Raw genomic sequence first — 15,634 nt, 5'->3', positions numbered from 1 at the left:
GACGCAATATAACAAAAATGTATCTAAGTTGTTAAAATCAGCCTTGCGACAAGTTGTATAGACAAGTATATGTTACTTATCTGTCCGATCATCGTAAGGAGTCTGGTGTCATGCCTCAAAGCAAGTATCGTCAGCAGGATATCCGCGCCCCGAGGGGAACAACCCTGACGGCAAAAAGCTGGTTAACCGAAGCGCCGCTGCGCATGTTAATGAACAACCTCGATCCCGATGTTGCCGAGAATCCGCATGAACTGGTGGTTTATGGCGGCATTGGCCGCGCGGCGCGCGACTGGGAGTGCTATGACGCCATCATCAATGCGTTGACCAAACTGGAGGCCGATGAAACCCTGCTGGTGCAGTCCGGTAAACCGGTCGGCGTGTTTAAGACCCACGAAAACGCGCCACGTGTCCTGATCGCTAACTCCAACCTGGTGCCGCACTGGGCGACCTGGGAACATTTCAATGAGCTGGACGCCAAAGGGCTGGCGATGTACGGCCAGATGACCGCCGGAAGCTGGATCTACATTGGCAGTCAGGGCATCGTGCAGGGTACCTATGAAACCTTCGTTGAAGCAGGACGGCAGCACTATCAGGGGAATTTGTCCGGGCGCTGGGTGCTGACCGCCGGGCTTGGCGGTATGGGCGGCGCACAGCCGCTGGCCGCGACGCTGGCGGGGGCGTGCTCGCTGAATATCGAATGCCAGCAAAGCCGTATCGATTTCCGTCTGCGTACCCGCTACGTCGATGAACAGGCCACCTCGCTGGACGACGCGCTGGCGCGAATTGAAAAATATACCCGCGAAGGTAAAGCCGTCTCCGTTGCGCTGTGCGCCAACGCGGCGGACGTCGTGCCGGAACTGGTAAAACGCGGCGTTCGCCCGGATCTGGTGACCGACCAGACCAGCGCGCACGATCCGCTGCACGGTTATCTGCCCTCTGGCTGGCGTTGGGAGGAGTATCAGGCGAAAGCAGCGTCAGATCCACAGGGCACGGTACAGGCGGCGAAACGCTCAATGGCGAAGCACGTACAGGCGATGCTGGCGTTCAGTGAAATGGGCGTCCCGACCTTCGATTACGGCAACAATATCCGCCAGATGGCGAAAGAGATGGGCGTAGAGAACGCCTTTGATTTTCCTGGGTTCGTACCGGCCTATATCCGCCCGCTTTTCTGTCGGGGGATCGGCCCATTCCGTTGGGTGGCGCTTTCCGGCGATCCAGAAGATATTTATAAAACCGATGCCAAAGTCAAAGAGGTTGTGGCGGATGACAAACATCTGCATCACTGGCTGGATATGGCGCGCGAACGTATTAACTTCCAGGGCTTACCGGCGCGTATTTGCTGGGTGGGGCTGGCGTGGCGGCAAAAGCTGGGTCTGGCGTTTAACGAAATGGTACGCCGTGGAGAGGTCTCCGCGCCGATCGTCATTGGCCGCGACCATCTGGATTCCGGCTCCGTCGCCAGTCCAAACCGGGAGACGGAAGCGATGCGCGACGGCTCTGATGCGGTATCCGACTGGCCGTTACTGAACGCGCTGCTCAATACCGCCAGCGGTGCGACCTGGGTTTCGCTGCATCATGGCGGCGGCGTCGGCATGGGGTTCTCGCAACATGCCGGAATGGTGATTGTCTGCGACGGCACCGACGAGGCGGCGGCGCGTATCGCCAGAGTGCTGCATAACGATCCGGCGACAGGCGTGATGCGCCATGCTGACGCCGGGTATGAGATTGCGGTTGAATGCGCCGCAGAACAAGGGCTGAACTTGCCGATGATCGCGGCTACTCAAGGAAAACGCTGATATGAATACGCTTACGTTAACGCCGGGTCATCTGAGTTTTGCGCAGCTTCGCGCCGTCTGGCAGCAGCCAGTGCAACTGCGTCTTGATAGCAGCGCGGTTGACGGTATTAATGCCAGCGTCGACTGCGTGAACAATATCGTCGCCGAGGGGCGCACGGCCTACGGTATCAATACCGGTTTTGGTCTGCTGGCGCAGACGCGCATCGCCACGGAGGATCTGCAAAACCTGCAACGTTCGCTGGTGCTCTCCCACGCGGCGGGTATTGGCGAGCCGCTGGACGACGCGATGGTGCGTCTGATCATGGTGCTGAAAATCAATAGCCTGGCGCGTGGTTTCTCGGGCATCCGCCTGAGCGTGATTGAAGCGCTGATTGCGCTGGTCAACGCAGAGGTCTGGCCGCTGATCCCGGCGAAAGGTTCTGTAGGGGCATCGGGCGATCTGGCGCCGCTGGCGCATATGTCGTTGACGCTGCTTGGCGAAGGGAAAGCCCGCTGGCAGGGGGAGTGGCTTCCGGCGAAAGAGGCGTTGAAAAAGGCCGGACTGGAACCGATCACGCTGGCGGCGAAAGAGGGACTGGCGCTGCTGAATGGCACCCAGGCCTCCACCGCCTTTGCGCTGCGTGGGCTGTTCGAAGCGCAGACGCTGTTCGCCTCTGCGGTGGTCTGCGGGGCGTTAACCACCGAAGCCGTTCTGGGGTCGCGCCGACCGTTTGATGCGCGCATTCATGCCGCGCGCGGTCAGCGTGGGCAGATCGACGCCGCCGGGCTGTTCCGCCACGTTCTGACGGAGACCAGCGCGATAGCACAGTCGCACCATAACTGTGAAAAGGTGCAGGACCCGTACTCGCTGCGCTGTCAGCCGCAGGTGATGGGCGCGTGCCTCACACAACTGCGTCAGGCGATGGAGGTGCTGCTCGTTGAAGCCAACGCCGTTTCGGATAACCCACTGGTGTTTGCCGAAGAGGGGGATGTGATTTCCGGCGGTAACTTCCATGCCGAACCGGTGGCGATGGCGGCGGATAATCTGGCGTTGGCGATTGCGGAAATCGGCGCGCTGTCGGAAAGGCGTATCGCGCTGATGATGGATAAACATATGTCGCAGTTGCCGCCTTTCCTGGTGAAAAACGGCGGCGTCAACTCCGGTTTTATGATTGCGCAGGTGACTGCTGCGGCGCTGGCCAGCGAGAACAAAGCGCTGGCGCATCCGCACAGCGTGGACAGCCTGCCGACGTCGGCCAATCAGGAAGATCATGTGTCGATGGCGCCCGCTGCGGGTCGGCGACTATGGGAAATGGCGGCAAACACGCGTGGGGTCATTGCGGTAGAGTGGCTGGCGGCCTGTCAGGGGATCGACCTCCGGGAAGGATTAACCTCAAGTCCGCTGCTGGAGCAGGCGCGAAAAGCGCTGCGCGAGCAGGTGCCGCATTATACTCAGGACCGTTTCTTCGCGCCGGATATTGAGTGCGCGACCGAACTGCTGGCGCGCGGGGACTTGTTCCGCTTATTACCTGATTTCTTGTAAAAAAATGCCGGATGACGCTGACGCTTATCCGGCCTACGGCACTTAGCTGAACATTGCGGTAATCGACGCGCTGGCGAGCGAATGGAAATGGACGTTAAAGCCCACCATCGCGCCGCTGGCGCCTGCATCGACATCAATGCGCTCCACATCCAGCGCGTGAACGGTAAAGATGTAGCGGTGCGTTTCCCCTTTCGGCGGAGCTGCGCCGCCGTAGCCTGCTTTACCAAAATCGGTGCGCGTCTGGAGAGTCCCTTCCGGCATCGCCACCAGGCCGGAACCAAACCCTTGCGGCAGTACGCGGGTATCGGCTGGCAGGTTGGCGACAATCCAGTGCCACCAGCCTGAGCCGGTTGGCGCATCGGGATCGTAGCAGGTCACGACAAAGCTTTTCGTACCGGCGGGCACCTCGTCCCAGGCCAGATGCGGGGAGATGTTGTCCCCGTCATAGCCCATGCCGTTAAACACATGGCGATGGGGCAGTTTTTCCCCGTCGCGCAGGTCGTTGCTGATAAGTTTCATACCGCCTCCATTAATCTACTGATTAGCAAGGAAGTGTAGCCAGAACCGCTACAGCTTACCGCTGATTAATGGATAAAAAATGTTTCATTGCGCACAGCGTCGTTCACCGCCTGCGTCAGACGATGCAATTGTTCCGGCTGGATGATATAGGGCGGCATCAGGTAGATCAGTTTACCGAACGGGCGCACCCAGACGCCTTGCCCGACAAAGAAACGCTGCAATGCCGCCATATTGACCGGGTGCGTGGTTTCCACGACGCCGATGGCGCCGAGTACGCGCACGTCAGCAACCCAGGACGATGCGCGCGCGGGCGCTAATTCCTGGCGTAACTGCGCGTCAATCGCCGCCACCTGCTGCTGCCACTCGCCTGTTTCCAGCAGGGAAAGACTGGCGCAAGCTACGGCGCACGCCAGCGGATTGCCCATAAAGGTCGGGCCATGCATAAAGCAACCGGCTTCGCTGTTGCTGATGGTTTCAGCGACCCGACGGGTGGTTAACGTGGCGGAAAGCGTCATCGTGCCGCCGGTGATGGCCTTACCGAGACACAAGATATCCGGTGTAATGTCCGCATGTTCACAGGCAAACAGTTTACCTGTGCGGCCAAATCCGGTGGCGATCTCATCGGCAATCAGCAGAATCCCTTCGCGATCGCACATCTTACGGATGCGGCGAAGCCACTCCGGGTGGTACATCCGCATCCCGCCTGCGCCCTGGACAATGGGCTCCAGAATCACCGCCGCAATCTCATGCCGGTGCGCCGCCATCAGGCGGGCAAAGGCCACCATATCCCGCTCGTCCCATTCGCCATCCATCCGGCTTTGCGGGGCGGGGGCAAAGAGGTTTTCCGGCAGATAGCCCTTCCACAGGCTGTGCATTGAGTTATCTGGATCGCATACCGACATCGCGCCGAAGGTGTCCCCGTGATAGCCGTTGCGAAAGGTCAGAAAACGCTGACGAGACTCGCCTTTCGCCTGCCAGTATTGCAGCGCCATTTTCATCGCCACTTCCACCGCCACCGAACCGGAGTCCGCCAGGAACACGCACTCCAGCGCTTGCGGCGTCATCGCCACCAGCTTGCGACACAGGTTGACCGCAGGGGCATGGGTAATGCCGCCAAACATCACATGCGACATGGCGTCAATTTGCGTTTTCATCGCGGCGTTGAGCTGTGGATGGTTGTAACCGTGGATCGCCGCCCACCATGACGACATGCCGTCGATCAGACGGTCGCCGTTGGCCAAAATCAGTTCGCAACCCTCGGCGCGCGCAACCGGATAAACCGGGAGCGGGGAGGTCATGGAGGTATAGGGATGCCAGATATGGCGTTGGTCAAAGGCAAGATCGTCCGTTGTCATAATCGACTTGTAAACCAAATTAAAAACATTTAGGTTTACGAGTCTACACCGAATCAAGAATTAACAACACCCTTTGGAGAGGCCCTATGGCTCACCACCCACGCTGGACATTGTCGCAAGTTACCGAATTATTTAATAAACCGCTGCTGGATCTGCTGTTTGACGCGCAGCAGATCCATCGTCAGCATTTCGATCCGCAACAGGTGCAGGTCAGCACGCTGCTGTCGATTAAAACCGGCGCCTGCCCGGAAGACTGCAAATATTGCCCGCAGAGTTCCCGCTATAAGACGGGGCTGGAAGCGGAACGTCTGATGGAAGTGGAGCAGGTGCTGGACTCCGCGCGCAAAGCGAAGAACGCCGGTTCAACCCGTTTCTGCATGGGCGCGGCATGGAAAAACCCGCACGAGCGCGATATGCCGTATCTGGAACAGATGGTGCAGGGTGTGAAGGCGATGGGGCTGGAAGCCTGTATGACCCTCGGCACGCTCAATGAATCTCAGGCGCAGCGCCTCGCCAACGCCGGGCTGGACTACTACAACCACAACCTGGATACCTCCCCGGAATTTTACGGCAACATCATCACGACCCGCTCGTATCAGGAACGTCTTGATACGCTGGACAAAGTGCGTGAAGCGGGGATTAAAGTCTGCTCTGGCGGTATCGTTGGCTTAGGCGAAACGGTTAAAGATCGCGCCGGGCTGCTGTTGCAACTGGCGAATTTGCCGACCCCGCCGGAAAGCGTGCCGATCAACATGCTGGTGAAGGTCAAAGGTACGCCGCTGGCGGATAATGAGGATGTGGATGCGTTTGATTTCATCCGCACGATCGCTGTCGCGCGCATTATGATGCCAACCTCCTACGTGCGTCTTTCTGCGGGTCGCGAACAGATGAACGAGCAGACGCAGGCGATGTGCTTTATGGCGGGGGCGAACTCCATCTTCTACGGCTGTAAGCTGCTGACCACGCCGAACCCGGAAGAAGACAAAGATCTCCAGCTGTTCCGCAAACTGGGGCTGAATCCGCAGCAAACGTCGGTGCTGGCTGGCGACAACGAACAGCAACAGCGTCTGGAACAGGCGCTGATGACCCCGGATACCGACGACTATTACAACGCGGCAGCAGTATGACCTGGCAGCAAAAAATCGACGATGCGCTTACGGCGCGTCGTTCTGCCGATGCGTTGCGTCGCCGCTATGCGGTGGCGCAGGGGGCAGGGCGTTGGCTGGTGGCTAACGAACGCCAGTATCTGAATTTCTCCAGCAATGACTACCTCGGTTTAAGTCACCATCCGCAGATTATTCGCGCCTGGCAACAGGGTGCGGAGCGCTTTGGCGTCGGCAGCGGTGGCTCCGGCCACGTCAGCGGCTACTCCGTGGCGCATCAGGCGCTTGAGGAGGCGCTGGCAGGCTGGCTTGGCTATTCGCGGGCGCTGCTGTTTATCTCTGGCTTTGCGGCGAATCAGGCGGTTATCGCCGCGCTGATGGCGAAAGACGATCGGATTGTCGCGGACCGTCTCAGCCACGCCTCATTGCTGGAAGCGGCAAACCTCAGCCCGGCGACGCTTCGCCGCTTTACCCACAACGATCCTCAGCACCTGGCGCGCCTGCTGGACGCCCCGTGCGGCGGGCAGCAACTGGTGGTGACAGAGGGCATATTCAGTATGGACGGCGATGGCGCGCCGCTGGCGGAGATCCACCGTGTCGCACGGCAGCGTAACGCCTGGCTGCTGGTGGATGATGCGCACGGTATTGGCGTTACGGGCGATGAGGGGCGCGGAAGCTGCTGGCGACAGCAGGTCAAACCTGAGCTGCTGATTGTGACGTTTGGCAAAGGTTTTGGCGTCAGCGGGGCGGCGATTCTCTGCTCTGAAAGCGTTGCGGATTATCTGTTGCAGTTTGCCCGCCATCTGATCTACAGCACCAGTATGCCGCCGGCCCAGGCGCAGGCGCTGAGCGCGGCGCTGGCGGTGATCCGAAGCCCGGAAGGCGCAGATCGCCGGGATAAACTGGCTGCGTTAATTCAGCGCTTCCGTTCGGGCGTTAAGGCCAGCGATTTTACGCTGGCAAATTCGCACAGTGCGATTCAGCCGCTGATTGTCGGAGACAATGCGCGCGCGTTACGGCTGGCGGATACTCTGCGGGAGCAGGGATGCTGGGTGAGCGCGATCCGACCGCCTACCGTTCCGGCCGGTACTGCCCGGTTGCGCCTGACGCTCACTCAGGCGCATGAAGCGCAGGATATTGATCGCTTACTGGAGGTGCTGGATGGCGCAGGTTGATAAGCAGGCGATTGCGGCCGCGTTTGGGCGCGCCGCGTCGCATTATGAGCAGCACGCTGAACTGCAACGCCGGAGTGCGGACGCGTTGCTGGCGCTGCTGGCAGGGCGCGAATGTGCGCACGTTCTGGACGCTGGCTGCGGGCCAGGGCGGATGAGTCGCTTCTGGCGAGAGCAGGGATACGAGGTCACGGCGCTCGATCTCTCGGCGCAAATGCTGGATGAGGCGCGTCGTCAGCAGGCTGCTCACCATTACCTTGCGGCGGATATCGAAGCCATCCCGCTGGCGGCGGCGCGGTTTGATTTGGCATGGAGCAACCTGGCGGTGCAGTGGTGCGGCGACTTGCGCGGCGCGCTAAGCGAACTGTATCGCGTGGTGCGTCCTGGCGGCGTGGTGGCGTTTACCTCGCTGGCGCACGGATCGCTGCCGGAACTGCGTCAGGCCTGGCAGGCGGTAGATAACCGGGGGCATGCCAACCATTTTTTGTCGCCGGAGACGATCGGCAATGCGATGCACGGCTGGCGCGTCCGTCAGCAGATCCAGGCGATCACTCTGTGGTTTGATGATGCGCTCAGCGCGATGCGTTCGCTTAAAGGTATTGGGGCGACGCATCTGCACGAGGGGCGTGAACCGCGCGTGTTAACGCGTTCGCAGTTGCGGCAGTTGCAGTTGGCCTGGCCGCAGCAGCAGGGGAAATATCCGCTGACGTATCAGCTTTTTTTGGGAGTCATTGAACGTGATTAAACGGTATTTTGTCACCGGGACGGACACTGAAGTTGGAAAAACGGTCGCCAGTTGCGCCCTGTTACAGGCTGCCGCGCAGAGCGGCTTTCGGACGGCAGGCTACAAGCCCGTGGCGTCGGGCAGCGAGATGACGGCGCAGGGGCTGCGCAATAGCGATGCCCTGGCGCTACAGCGCAACAGTACGCTGACGCTGGCCTATGAAGCGATCAATCCCTACACCTTTGCGGAACCGACCTCGCCGCACATTGTGAGCGCAGAGGAGGGGAGACCCGTTCAGGCCTCGGTGATGTCCGCCGGTTTACGCACGCTGGAACGGCAGGCCGACTGGGTGTTAGTGGAAGGGGCGGGCGGCTGGTTTACTCCGCTTGGCGAAACGCTGACGTTTGCCGACTGGGTTGCGGCGGAGCACCTGCCGGTGATTCTGGTGGTGGGCGTGAAGCTTGGGTGTATCAATCATGCCATGCTGACGGCGCAGGCCGTGCAGCAAGCCGGGCTGACGCTTGCCGGGTGGGTAGCCAATGACGTGACGCCGCCCGGAAAGCGCCATGCGGAATACATGGTGACGCTAACGCGGGTGATTACGGCTCCTCTGCTGGGCGAAATCCCCTGGCTTTCCGGGAAGGCGGAAAGCGCATCGACAGGACAATATCTCGACCTGACGCGCCTGAAGGCGGTGTAAAACGGGTGAAAATGCGAGCAGGATCTCGCCTGCCGACCGCGTTTCGTTAGCTGATAAAAATCAAAAAAAAGCGATAATTTTTTTTTAGCCCCTCATCAAAGGGCATCCGCGCGATTTTGCCAGGCGGCAGTCCATACGGGCTGGACGCAGTTATCCACCATTCCTGTGGATAACCTTGTGTATTAGAGTTAGAAAACACAACGTAAGCGAGAGAAGACGCGGCCTGCGACTAAATTGATGCGAAAGGCGTCTTAAGTAAATAGTGCTTATGAAACAATTTGTTAGATAAAAGCAATGGCTGTAAGGAAAGTGTCACGGGTTGCCACAAATCTTTCATCACACATCTTGACAAGTGTTAAAAAAGTCTTTGGTTTGGGGATAACCGCATCTCACTGGTTTTTTATCTCGTCAGGGTCTACATTTTACGTCGCAATGCCGGGTGTTATCCCTTATTTGAGTAATACCTTAAGTCGCCACTGTTTTTTCATCCAGTATATTTTGCTGGCAATATTAGCGGCTCCGGGTAAAATTAGTGTCCTGCCCGCCCATTCCTTCAGGTAGCTGCCCATGAGTAAACCGTTCAAACTGAATTCCGCTTTTAAACCCTCAGGCGATCAGCCGGAGGCGATACGTCGTCTGGAGGAAGGTCTTGAAGATGGTCTGGCGCACCAGACGCTGTTGGGCGTAACGGGGTCAGGGAAAACGTTCACCATCGCCAATGTGATTGCCGATTTACAGCGCCCGACGATGGTGCTTGCGCCCAATAAAACGCTGGCGGCCCAGTTATACGGCGAAATGAAAGAGTTCTTCCCTGACAACGCGGTGGAATATTTCGTCTCTTACTATGACTACTATCAGCCAGAGGCGTATGTGCCCAGCTCCGACACCTTTATCGAAAAAGATGCGTCGGTGAACGAACACATAGAACAGATGCGACTGTCGGCGACCAAGGCGCTGCTTGAGCGGCGGGACGTTGTGGTCGTGGCTTCGGTTTCCGCTATCTACGGTCTGGGCGATCCCGATTTATACCTGAAGATGATGCTGCACCTGACGGTGGGGATGATCATCGATCAGCGCGCTATCCTGCGCCGCCTGGCGGAGTTGCAATATACCCGCAACGATCAGGCCTTCCAGCGCGGCACTTTCCGCGTACGCGGCGAGGTCATCGACATCTTCCCGGCGGAGTCTGACGATATTGCGCTGCGGGTTGAGCTGTTTGACGAAGAGGTTGAACGTCTGTCGCTGTTTGACCCGCTGACCGGGCAGGTTGAATCGACTATCCAGCGCTACACCATCTACCCGAAAACGCACTACGTTACGCCGCGCGAGCGCATCGTACAGGCGATGGAGGAGATCAAAGACGAACTGGTGGACAGACGCAGGATCATGCTGGAAAACAATAAGTTGCTGGAAGAACAGCGCTTAACCCAGCGTACGCAGTTCGATCTGGAAATGATGAACGAGCTGGGATATTGCTCGGGGATTGAAAACTACTCCCGCTACCTTTCCGGGCGCGGGCCTGGCGAGCCGCCGCCGACGCTGTTTGATTATCTGCCAGCCGATGGCCTGTTAGTCGTGGATGAATCTCACGTCACGATTCCGCAAATCGGCGGGATGTTTCGTGGGGACAGGGCGCGCAAAGAGACGCTGGTGGAGTACGGTTTCCGTCTGCCGTCAGCGCTGGATAACCGTCCGCTAAAATTTGAAGAGTTTGAAGCGCTGGCCCCGCAAACCATCTACGTTTCCGCCACGCCGGGCAACTATGAGCTGGAGAAATCCGGCGGCGAGGTGGTGGATCAGGTGGTGCGTCCCACCGGGCTGCTGGACCCGATCATTGAAGTTCGGCCGGTGGCGACGCAGGTTGATGATCTGCTCTCTGAGATCCGCCTGCGGGCGGCGATTAACGAACGTGTGCTGGTGACGACGCTGACCAAGCGAATGGCGGAAGATCTTACCGAATATCTCGAAGAACACGGCGAGCGCGTACGTTACCTGCACTCGGACATCGATACCGTTGAGCGTATGGAAATCATTCGTGATTTGCGTCTGGGCGAGTTTGACGTGCTGGTGGGGATCAACCTGTTGCGAGAAGGGCTGGACATGCCTGAGGTCTCGCTGGTGGCGATTCTGGACGCAGACAAAGAAGGGTTCCTGCGTTCAGAGCGTTCGCTGATTCAGACCATTGGCCGTGCGGCGCGTAACGTCAACGGGAAGGCGATCCTCTATGGCGATAAGATCACCCCGTCGATGGCGAAAGCGATAGGCGAAACCGAACGTCGTCGCGAGAAACAGCAGTTATACAACGAAGAGCACGGTATCGTTCCGCAGGGGCTGAATAAGAAAGTGGTCGATATTCTGGCGCTGGGTCAGAACATCGCGAAAACCAAAGCGAAGGGCAAAGGGAAGTCCCGCGCAGCGGCGAAATCGGGTGTGGTTGAGTTGGATATGACGCCGAAAGCGTTGCAGCAGAAAATTCATGAGCTGGAAGGCCAGATGATGCAGCATGCGCAAAACCTGGAGTTTGAAGAAGCCGCAGAGATCCGCGACCAGTTGCATCAGCTACGTGAGCTGTTTATCGCGGCGTCCTGACGATGCCGGATGGCGACGCAAAGCGTCTTATCCGGCCTACGGTTGTGCCGCCTGTTGTGTGTAGGCCCGGTAAGCGAAGCGCCACCGGGCAAATCTGAACGCTTACCCCAACGCCTGTATCGCTTTCTCCAGCGCGTTATGCAGCAGCTGTCGGTCATGGCGATACGGAATATCGCTGGCTTCCAGCACTTCCTGAATCACAATCCGGCCCGTCACCGCCGAGGCATCCACTTTCGGGCCAACCACAATGGCGTCGATAACCTGTTTCCCGACGTATTGCTCCATAATCGCCAGTTTGTCGACAAGCGTTAAGCTGGCGGCGGGCAGACTCAATTCGCGCCCCAGATTACCGATATAGACCATCGGCGCCGGAGTACGGCGCAGCGCCTGCGCCAGCTCATCAAGCAGCAGAATCGGCATCAAACTGGTGTAGAAACTTCCGGGGCCAATCAGAATCAAATCGGCTTCGCTAATGGCCTGCACCGCTTCCCGGGTGGTGGGGACTTTCGGTGACAGCATCAGCTCCTGCGGCGGCGTCGCCAGTTGATCGATATTCACTTCGCCGTATACTTCATGCCCCTGATCGTCGATGGCCATCAGGTCTACCGGCAGCTCCGACATAGGGATTAAATGCGCATCCACCTTCAATAAGTTGCGAATTAAATTTATCGCTTCGAGAGGCCGCACGCTCAGGTGATCCAGCGCCTTTAACATCAGATTTCCGAGGTTATGGCCGGAAAGTTCACCATTACCGCCAAAACGGTACTCAAACATCGCCGACGCGACGCTGGGTTCGGTAATTAACTGGTTCAGACAGTTGCGCATATCGCCCCAGGCGATGCCCCCTTCAGAGCGGCGAATACGGCCTGTGGAACCCCCGTTATCGGTGGTGGTGACAATACCGGTCAGGCGTGAGCCTAATGAAGAGAGTGAAGAGAGAACGCGTCCTAATCCATGCCCTCCGCCGAGAGCGACAACACGATCCAGGTCTGCCAGCGTACGATTGCGCATACAAATTCCTAATATCAGAGGTACTGCGCTACAGTAGCGCAAATAGCGCCTTTTCAGCAATTAGCCAACGAACAACGATGGAAAATAAATCCATCCCCTCTACCTCTTTCGGATAGGGTTAGCCTGATGGCTAACTGATGTATATCAATGCAAAAGTGTGATTTTTGCTTATTCTGTAGCGAAATAGCACGATCATGACGCTATATACATGATTATATAGCGTAAAGTGGGAATGGCAAAAATGCTATTTACACGCTAGTATCGGCATAACCACCTTTTTAAGCGATGCTTAAAAAGACACTCTAGCCTCTACGCCTGTGTCAAATTGATATGGTGTTTTGGCCGTGACAAGCCTCGAAAGAGTTTGCCACCAGGGCGCAGGAAGAAATGACTCCGCCTCCCGTATTTGGAAAGGTGTACATGGCCTCACAACTTACCGATGCTTTCGCACGTAAGTTTTATTACTTACGTCTGTCGATTACTGATGTGTGTAACTTTCGTTGCACATACTGCCTGCCGGATGGCTACAAGCCTGGCGGTGTCACCAATAACGGCTTTCTGACCGTCGATGAAATTCGCCGTGTGACGCGCGCGTTTGCCAGTCTGGGCACCGAAAAAGTGCGCCTTACCGGCGGTGAACCGTCGCTGCGTCGCGACTTTACCGACATCATTGCCGCCGTGCGTGAAAACGACGCGATTCGCCAGATTGCGGTGACCACTAATGGGTATCGTCTGGCGCGTGATGCGGCGAACTGGCGCGACGCGGGTCTGACGGGCATCAACGTCAGCGTCGATAGCCTCGACGCCCGCCAGTTTCACGCCATTACCGGGCAGGATAAATTCCAGCAGGTGATGGCGGGCATTGACGCCGCGTTTGACGCCGGTTTCGCAAAGGTCAAAGTGAATACCGTGTTGATGCGCGATGTGAACCATCATCAACTGGACACCTTTCTCGCCTGGATTCAGGCACGCCCCATTCAACTGCGCTTCATTGAACTGATGGAGACGGGAGAGGGGAGCGAACTCTTTCGTAAACACCATATTTCTGGACAGGTGCTGCGTGATGAACTGCTGCGTCGCGGTTGGATTCATCAGCTGCGCCAGCGCAGCGACGGCCCGGCGCAGGTTTTTTGTCATCCTGACTATGCCGGTGAAATCGGTCTCATCATGCCGTATGAAAAAGATTTCTGCGCCACCTGCAACCGTCTGCGCGTTTCCTCGGTCGGTAAACTCCATCTTTGCCTGTTTGGCGAAGGCGGCGTAAGCCTGCGCGACCTGCTGGAAGACGATGCACAGCAACATGCGCTGGAAGAACGCATTTCAGCCGCGCTGCTGGAGAAAAAGCAGACCCACTTCCTGCACCAGAACAATACCGGTATTACGCAAAATCTATCGTACATAGGCGGTTAACGCCTTAACGGACAAGGAGTTTTTATGAGTCAGGTAAGCGCTGAGTTTATCCCTACCCGCATTGCTATTCTTACGGTTTCCAGTCGTCGCGGCGAAGAAGACGACACTTCCGGTCATTTTCTGCGCGACGCCGCGCTGGAAGCGGGGCATCAGGTCGTGGACAAAGCCATCGTTAAAGAGAACCGCTACGCCATTCGCGCGCAGGTTTCCGCGTGGATCGCCAGCGATGACGTTCAGGTGGTGCTCATCACCGGCGGCACCGGGCTGACCGATGGCGATCAGGTGCCGGAAGCGTTACTGCCGCTCTTTGATCGCGAAGTCGAAGGGTTTGGCGAAGTGTTCCGCATGTTGTCGTTTGAAGAGATTGGCACATCGACCCTGCAATCTCGCGCGGTGGCCGGCGTTGCCAACAAGACGCTGATTTTTGCGATGCCGGGCTCCACAAAAGCGTGCCGCACCGCCTGGGACAACATCATCGCGCCGCAGCTTGATGCTCGCACACGCCCGTGTAACTTCCACCCACATTTGAAGAAATAAGTATGTCGCAACTGACCCATATTAATGCCGCTGGCGAAGCGCACATGGTGGACGTCTCCGCCAAAGCGGAAACCGTACGTGAGGCGCGCGCCGAAGCGTTTGTGACGATGCGCAGTGAAACGCTGGCGATGATTATCGACGGTAGCCACCATAAGGGCGATGTTTTCGCGACCGCGCGTATCGCCGGGATTCAGGCGGCTAAACGTACCTGGGAGCTGATCCCGCTGTGCCATCCGCTGTTGTTGAGTAAGGTCGAAGTGCAATTGCAGGCGGAACCTGAACACAACCGGGTACGCATTGAATCGTTGTGTCGCTTGACGGGGAAAACCGGCGTGGAGATGGAAGCGCTGACTGCCGCTTCCGTGGCGGCATTGACGATCTACGACATGTGCAAAGCGGTGCAAAAGGATATGGTGATTGGCCCGGTGCGTTTGCTGGCGAAAAGCGGCGGTAAGTCTGGCGATTTTAAGGTGGATGCGCATGATTAAGGTTCTGTTTTTCGCTCAGGTGCGTGAACTGGTGGGAACGGATGCGTTAGAGGTCGCCGCCGATTTCCCAACCGTAGAAGCGCTGCGTCAGCATCTGGCGGCGCAAAGCGATCGCTGGGCGCTGGCGCTGGAAGACGGCAAGCTGCTGGCCGCCGTCAATCAGACGCTGGTCAGTTTTGAACATCCGCTGACGGCGGGTGATGAAGTGGCCTTTTTCCCACCGGTGACAGGAGGCTGATATGGCTGAAACGCGAGTGATCGTTGGCCATGCGCCGTTCAGCGTCGGGGAGGAGTACCCCTGGCTGGCGGAGCGTGATGAAGATGGCGCAGTCGTGACCTTTACCGGTAAAGTCCGCAATCATAATCTGGGCGACAGCGTTAAAGCGCTGACGCTGGAACATTACCCGGGGATGACGGAAAAAGCGCTGGCGGATATCGTGGACGAGGCGCGCTCGCGCTGGCCGCTGGGGCGCGTGACGGTGATCCATCGTATTGGTGAACTGTGGCCGGGCGATGAGATTGTCTTTGTCGGCGTAACCAGCGCGCACCGCAGCAGCGCGTTCGAGGCCGGGCAATTCATTATGGATTATCTGAAAACCCGCGCGCCGTTCTGGAAGCGTGAAGCGACGCCGGAAGGCGACCGCTGGGTGGAAGCGCGCGATAGCGATCGGCAGGCGGCAAAACGCTGGTAGCAGAATGTGATACCCT

Annotated in this window: 15 protein-coding genes and 1 riboswitch; of the genes, 12 read left to right on the top strand and 3 right to left on the bottom strand. The window is 57.9% G+C overall.

Annotated elements, in window-relative coordinates; all coding sequences use genetic code 11:
* The first annotated feature begins 110 nt into the window (after positions 1-110).
* Both hutU and hutH read left to right on the top strand, forming a co-directional pair.
* Positions 111-1,796 carry a urocanate hydratase gene (hutU, locus tag OGX80_RS11625; RefSeq protein ID WP_049010066.1) on the top strand — a complete coding sequence of 562 codons (1,686 nt, stop codon included), beginning with the start codon at positions 111-113 and terminating at the stop codon, positions 1,794-1,796.
* A gap of 1 nt (position 1,797) precedes the next feature.
* The gene (gene hutH / locus OGX80_RS11620) at positions 1,798-3,318 is read left to right on the top strand and encodes a histidine ammonia-lyase (RefSeq protein WP_115181820.1); all 1,521 of its coding nucleotides are present in this window, start codon (positions 1,798-1,800) and stop codon (positions 3,316-3,318) included.
* 42 nt (positions 3,319-3,360) lie between these two features.
* Here the strand turns inward: hutH and OGX80_RS11615 are convergent, their stop codons facing one another.
* A complete protein-coding gene (locus tag OGX80_RS11615; protein WP_049010068.1) occupies positions 3,361-3,837 on the bottom strand; it encodes a kinase inhibitor in 477 nt (158 codons plus the stop codon).
* Between the two features lie 65 nt (positions 3,838-3,902).
* Positions 3,903-5,192: an adenosylmethionine--8-amino-7-oxononanoate transaminase gene (gene bioA / locus OGX80_RS11610; protein ID WP_115181819.1), complete on the bottom strand. Its 1,290-nt coding sequence runs from the start codon at positions 5,190-5,192 to the stop codon at positions 3,903-3,905.
* 86 nt (positions 5,193-5,278) lie between these two features.
* Between bioA and bioB the strand changes: the two genes are divergently transcribed.
* The 5 genes from bioB (at position 5,279) to uvrB (ending at position 11,480) form a co-directional block, all read left to right on the top strand.
* Entirely contained in the window at positions 5,279-6,319 is a 1,041-nt protein-coding gene (gene bioB, locus OGX80_RS11605) for a biotin synthase BioB (RefSeq protein ID WP_012133202.1), read from the top strand.
* Positions 6,316-7,470, top strand: a complete 1,155-nt coding sequence (gene bioF, locus OGX80_RS11600) for an 8-amino-7-oxononanoate synthase (protein WP_115181818.1) — start codon at positions 6,316-6,318, stop codon at positions 7,468-7,470. The genes bioB and bioF overlap by 4 nt, the downstream gene beginning before the upstream one ends.
* Positions 7,457-8,212 (top strand): malonyl-ACP O-methyltransferase BioC, encoded by a 756-nt coding sequence (gene bioC / locus OGX80_RS11595; protein WP_233644123.1) that lies wholly within the window; start codon positions 7,457-7,459, stop codon positions 8,210-8,212. The genes bioF and bioC overlap by 14 nt, the downstream gene beginning before the upstream one ends.
* Positions 8,205-8,891: a dethiobiotin synthase gene (bioD, locus tag OGX80_RS11590; protein WP_115181816.1), complete on the top strand. Its 687-nt coding sequence runs from the start codon at positions 8,205-8,207 to the stop codon at positions 8,889-8,891. The genes bioC and bioD overlap by 8 nt, the downstream gene beginning before the upstream one ends.
* A 567-nt stretch (positions 8,892-9,458) precedes the next feature.
* On the top strand, positions 9,459-11,480 hold the full coding sequence (gene uvrB, locus OGX80_RS11585; protein WP_049008949.1) for an excinuclease ABC subunit UvrB: 2,022 nt from the start codon (positions 9,459-9,461) through the stop codon (positions 11,478-11,480).
* A gap of 102 nt (positions 11,481-11,582) precedes the next feature.
* Here uvrB and yvcK read toward each other — a convergent pair whose 3' ends face one another.
* Positions 11,583-12,491 (bottom strand): uridine diphosphate-N-acetylglucosamine-binding protein YvcK, encoded by a 909-nt coding sequence (gene yvcK / locus OGX80_RS11580; RefSeq protein ID WP_024130513.1) that lies wholly within the window; start codon positions 12,489-12,491, stop codon positions 11,583-11,585.
* Positions 12,492-12,777: 286 nt separating this feature from the next.
* Positions 12,778-12,924, top strand: a riboswitch (molybdenum cofactor riboswitch).
* Between yvcK and moaA the strand changes: the two genes are divergently transcribed.
* From moaA to moaE, 5 genes are all read left to right on the top strand, one after another.
* Positions 12,912-13,901 carry a GTP 3',8-cyclase MoaA gene (gene moaA / locus OGX80_RS11575; RefSeq protein WP_024130512.1) on the top strand — a complete coding sequence of 330 codons (990 nt, stop codon included), beginning with the start codon at positions 12,912-12,914 and terminating at the stop codon, positions 13,899-13,901. (Overlaps the previous riboswitch by 13 nt.)
* Before the next feature lie 24 nt (positions 13,902-13,925).
* Positions 13,926-14,438 carry a molybdenum cofactor biosynthesis protein B gene (gene moaB, locus OGX80_RS11570; protein WP_115181815.1) on the top strand — a complete coding sequence of 171 codons (513 nt, stop codon included), beginning with the start codon at positions 13,926-13,928 and terminating at the stop codon, positions 14,436-14,438.
* A gap of 2 nt (positions 14,439-14,440) precedes the next feature.
* A complete protein-coding gene (moaC, locus tag OGX80_RS11565; RefSeq protein ID WP_012133192.1) occupies positions 14,441-14,926 on the top strand; it encodes a cyclic pyranopterin monophosphate synthase MoaC in 486 nt (161 codons plus the stop codon).
* Positions 14,919-15,164: a molybdopterin synthase sulfur carrier subunit gene (gene moaD / locus OGX80_RS11560; protein WP_012133191.1), complete on the top strand. Its 246-nt coding sequence runs from the start codon at positions 14,919-14,921 to the stop codon at positions 15,162-15,164. The genes moaC and moaD overlap by 8 nt, the downstream gene beginning before the upstream one ends.
* A gap of 1 nt (position 15,165) precedes the next feature.
* On the top strand, positions 15,166-15,618 hold the full coding sequence (gene moaE / locus OGX80_RS11555) for a molybdopterin synthase catalytic subunit MoaE (protein ID WP_012133190.1): 453 nt from the start codon (positions 15,166-15,168) through the stop codon (positions 15,616-15,618).
* The last annotated feature ends 16 nt before the right edge of the window (positions 15,619-15,634 follow it).

The organism is Citrobacter sp. CK194 (assembly GCF_030333395.1).
GTDB lineage: Bacteria > Pseudomonadota > Gammaproteobacteria > Enterobacterales > Enterobacteriaceae > Citrobacter_B > Citrobacter_B koseri.
This window is presented reverse-complemented; position numbering and strand designations above follow the sequence as displayed.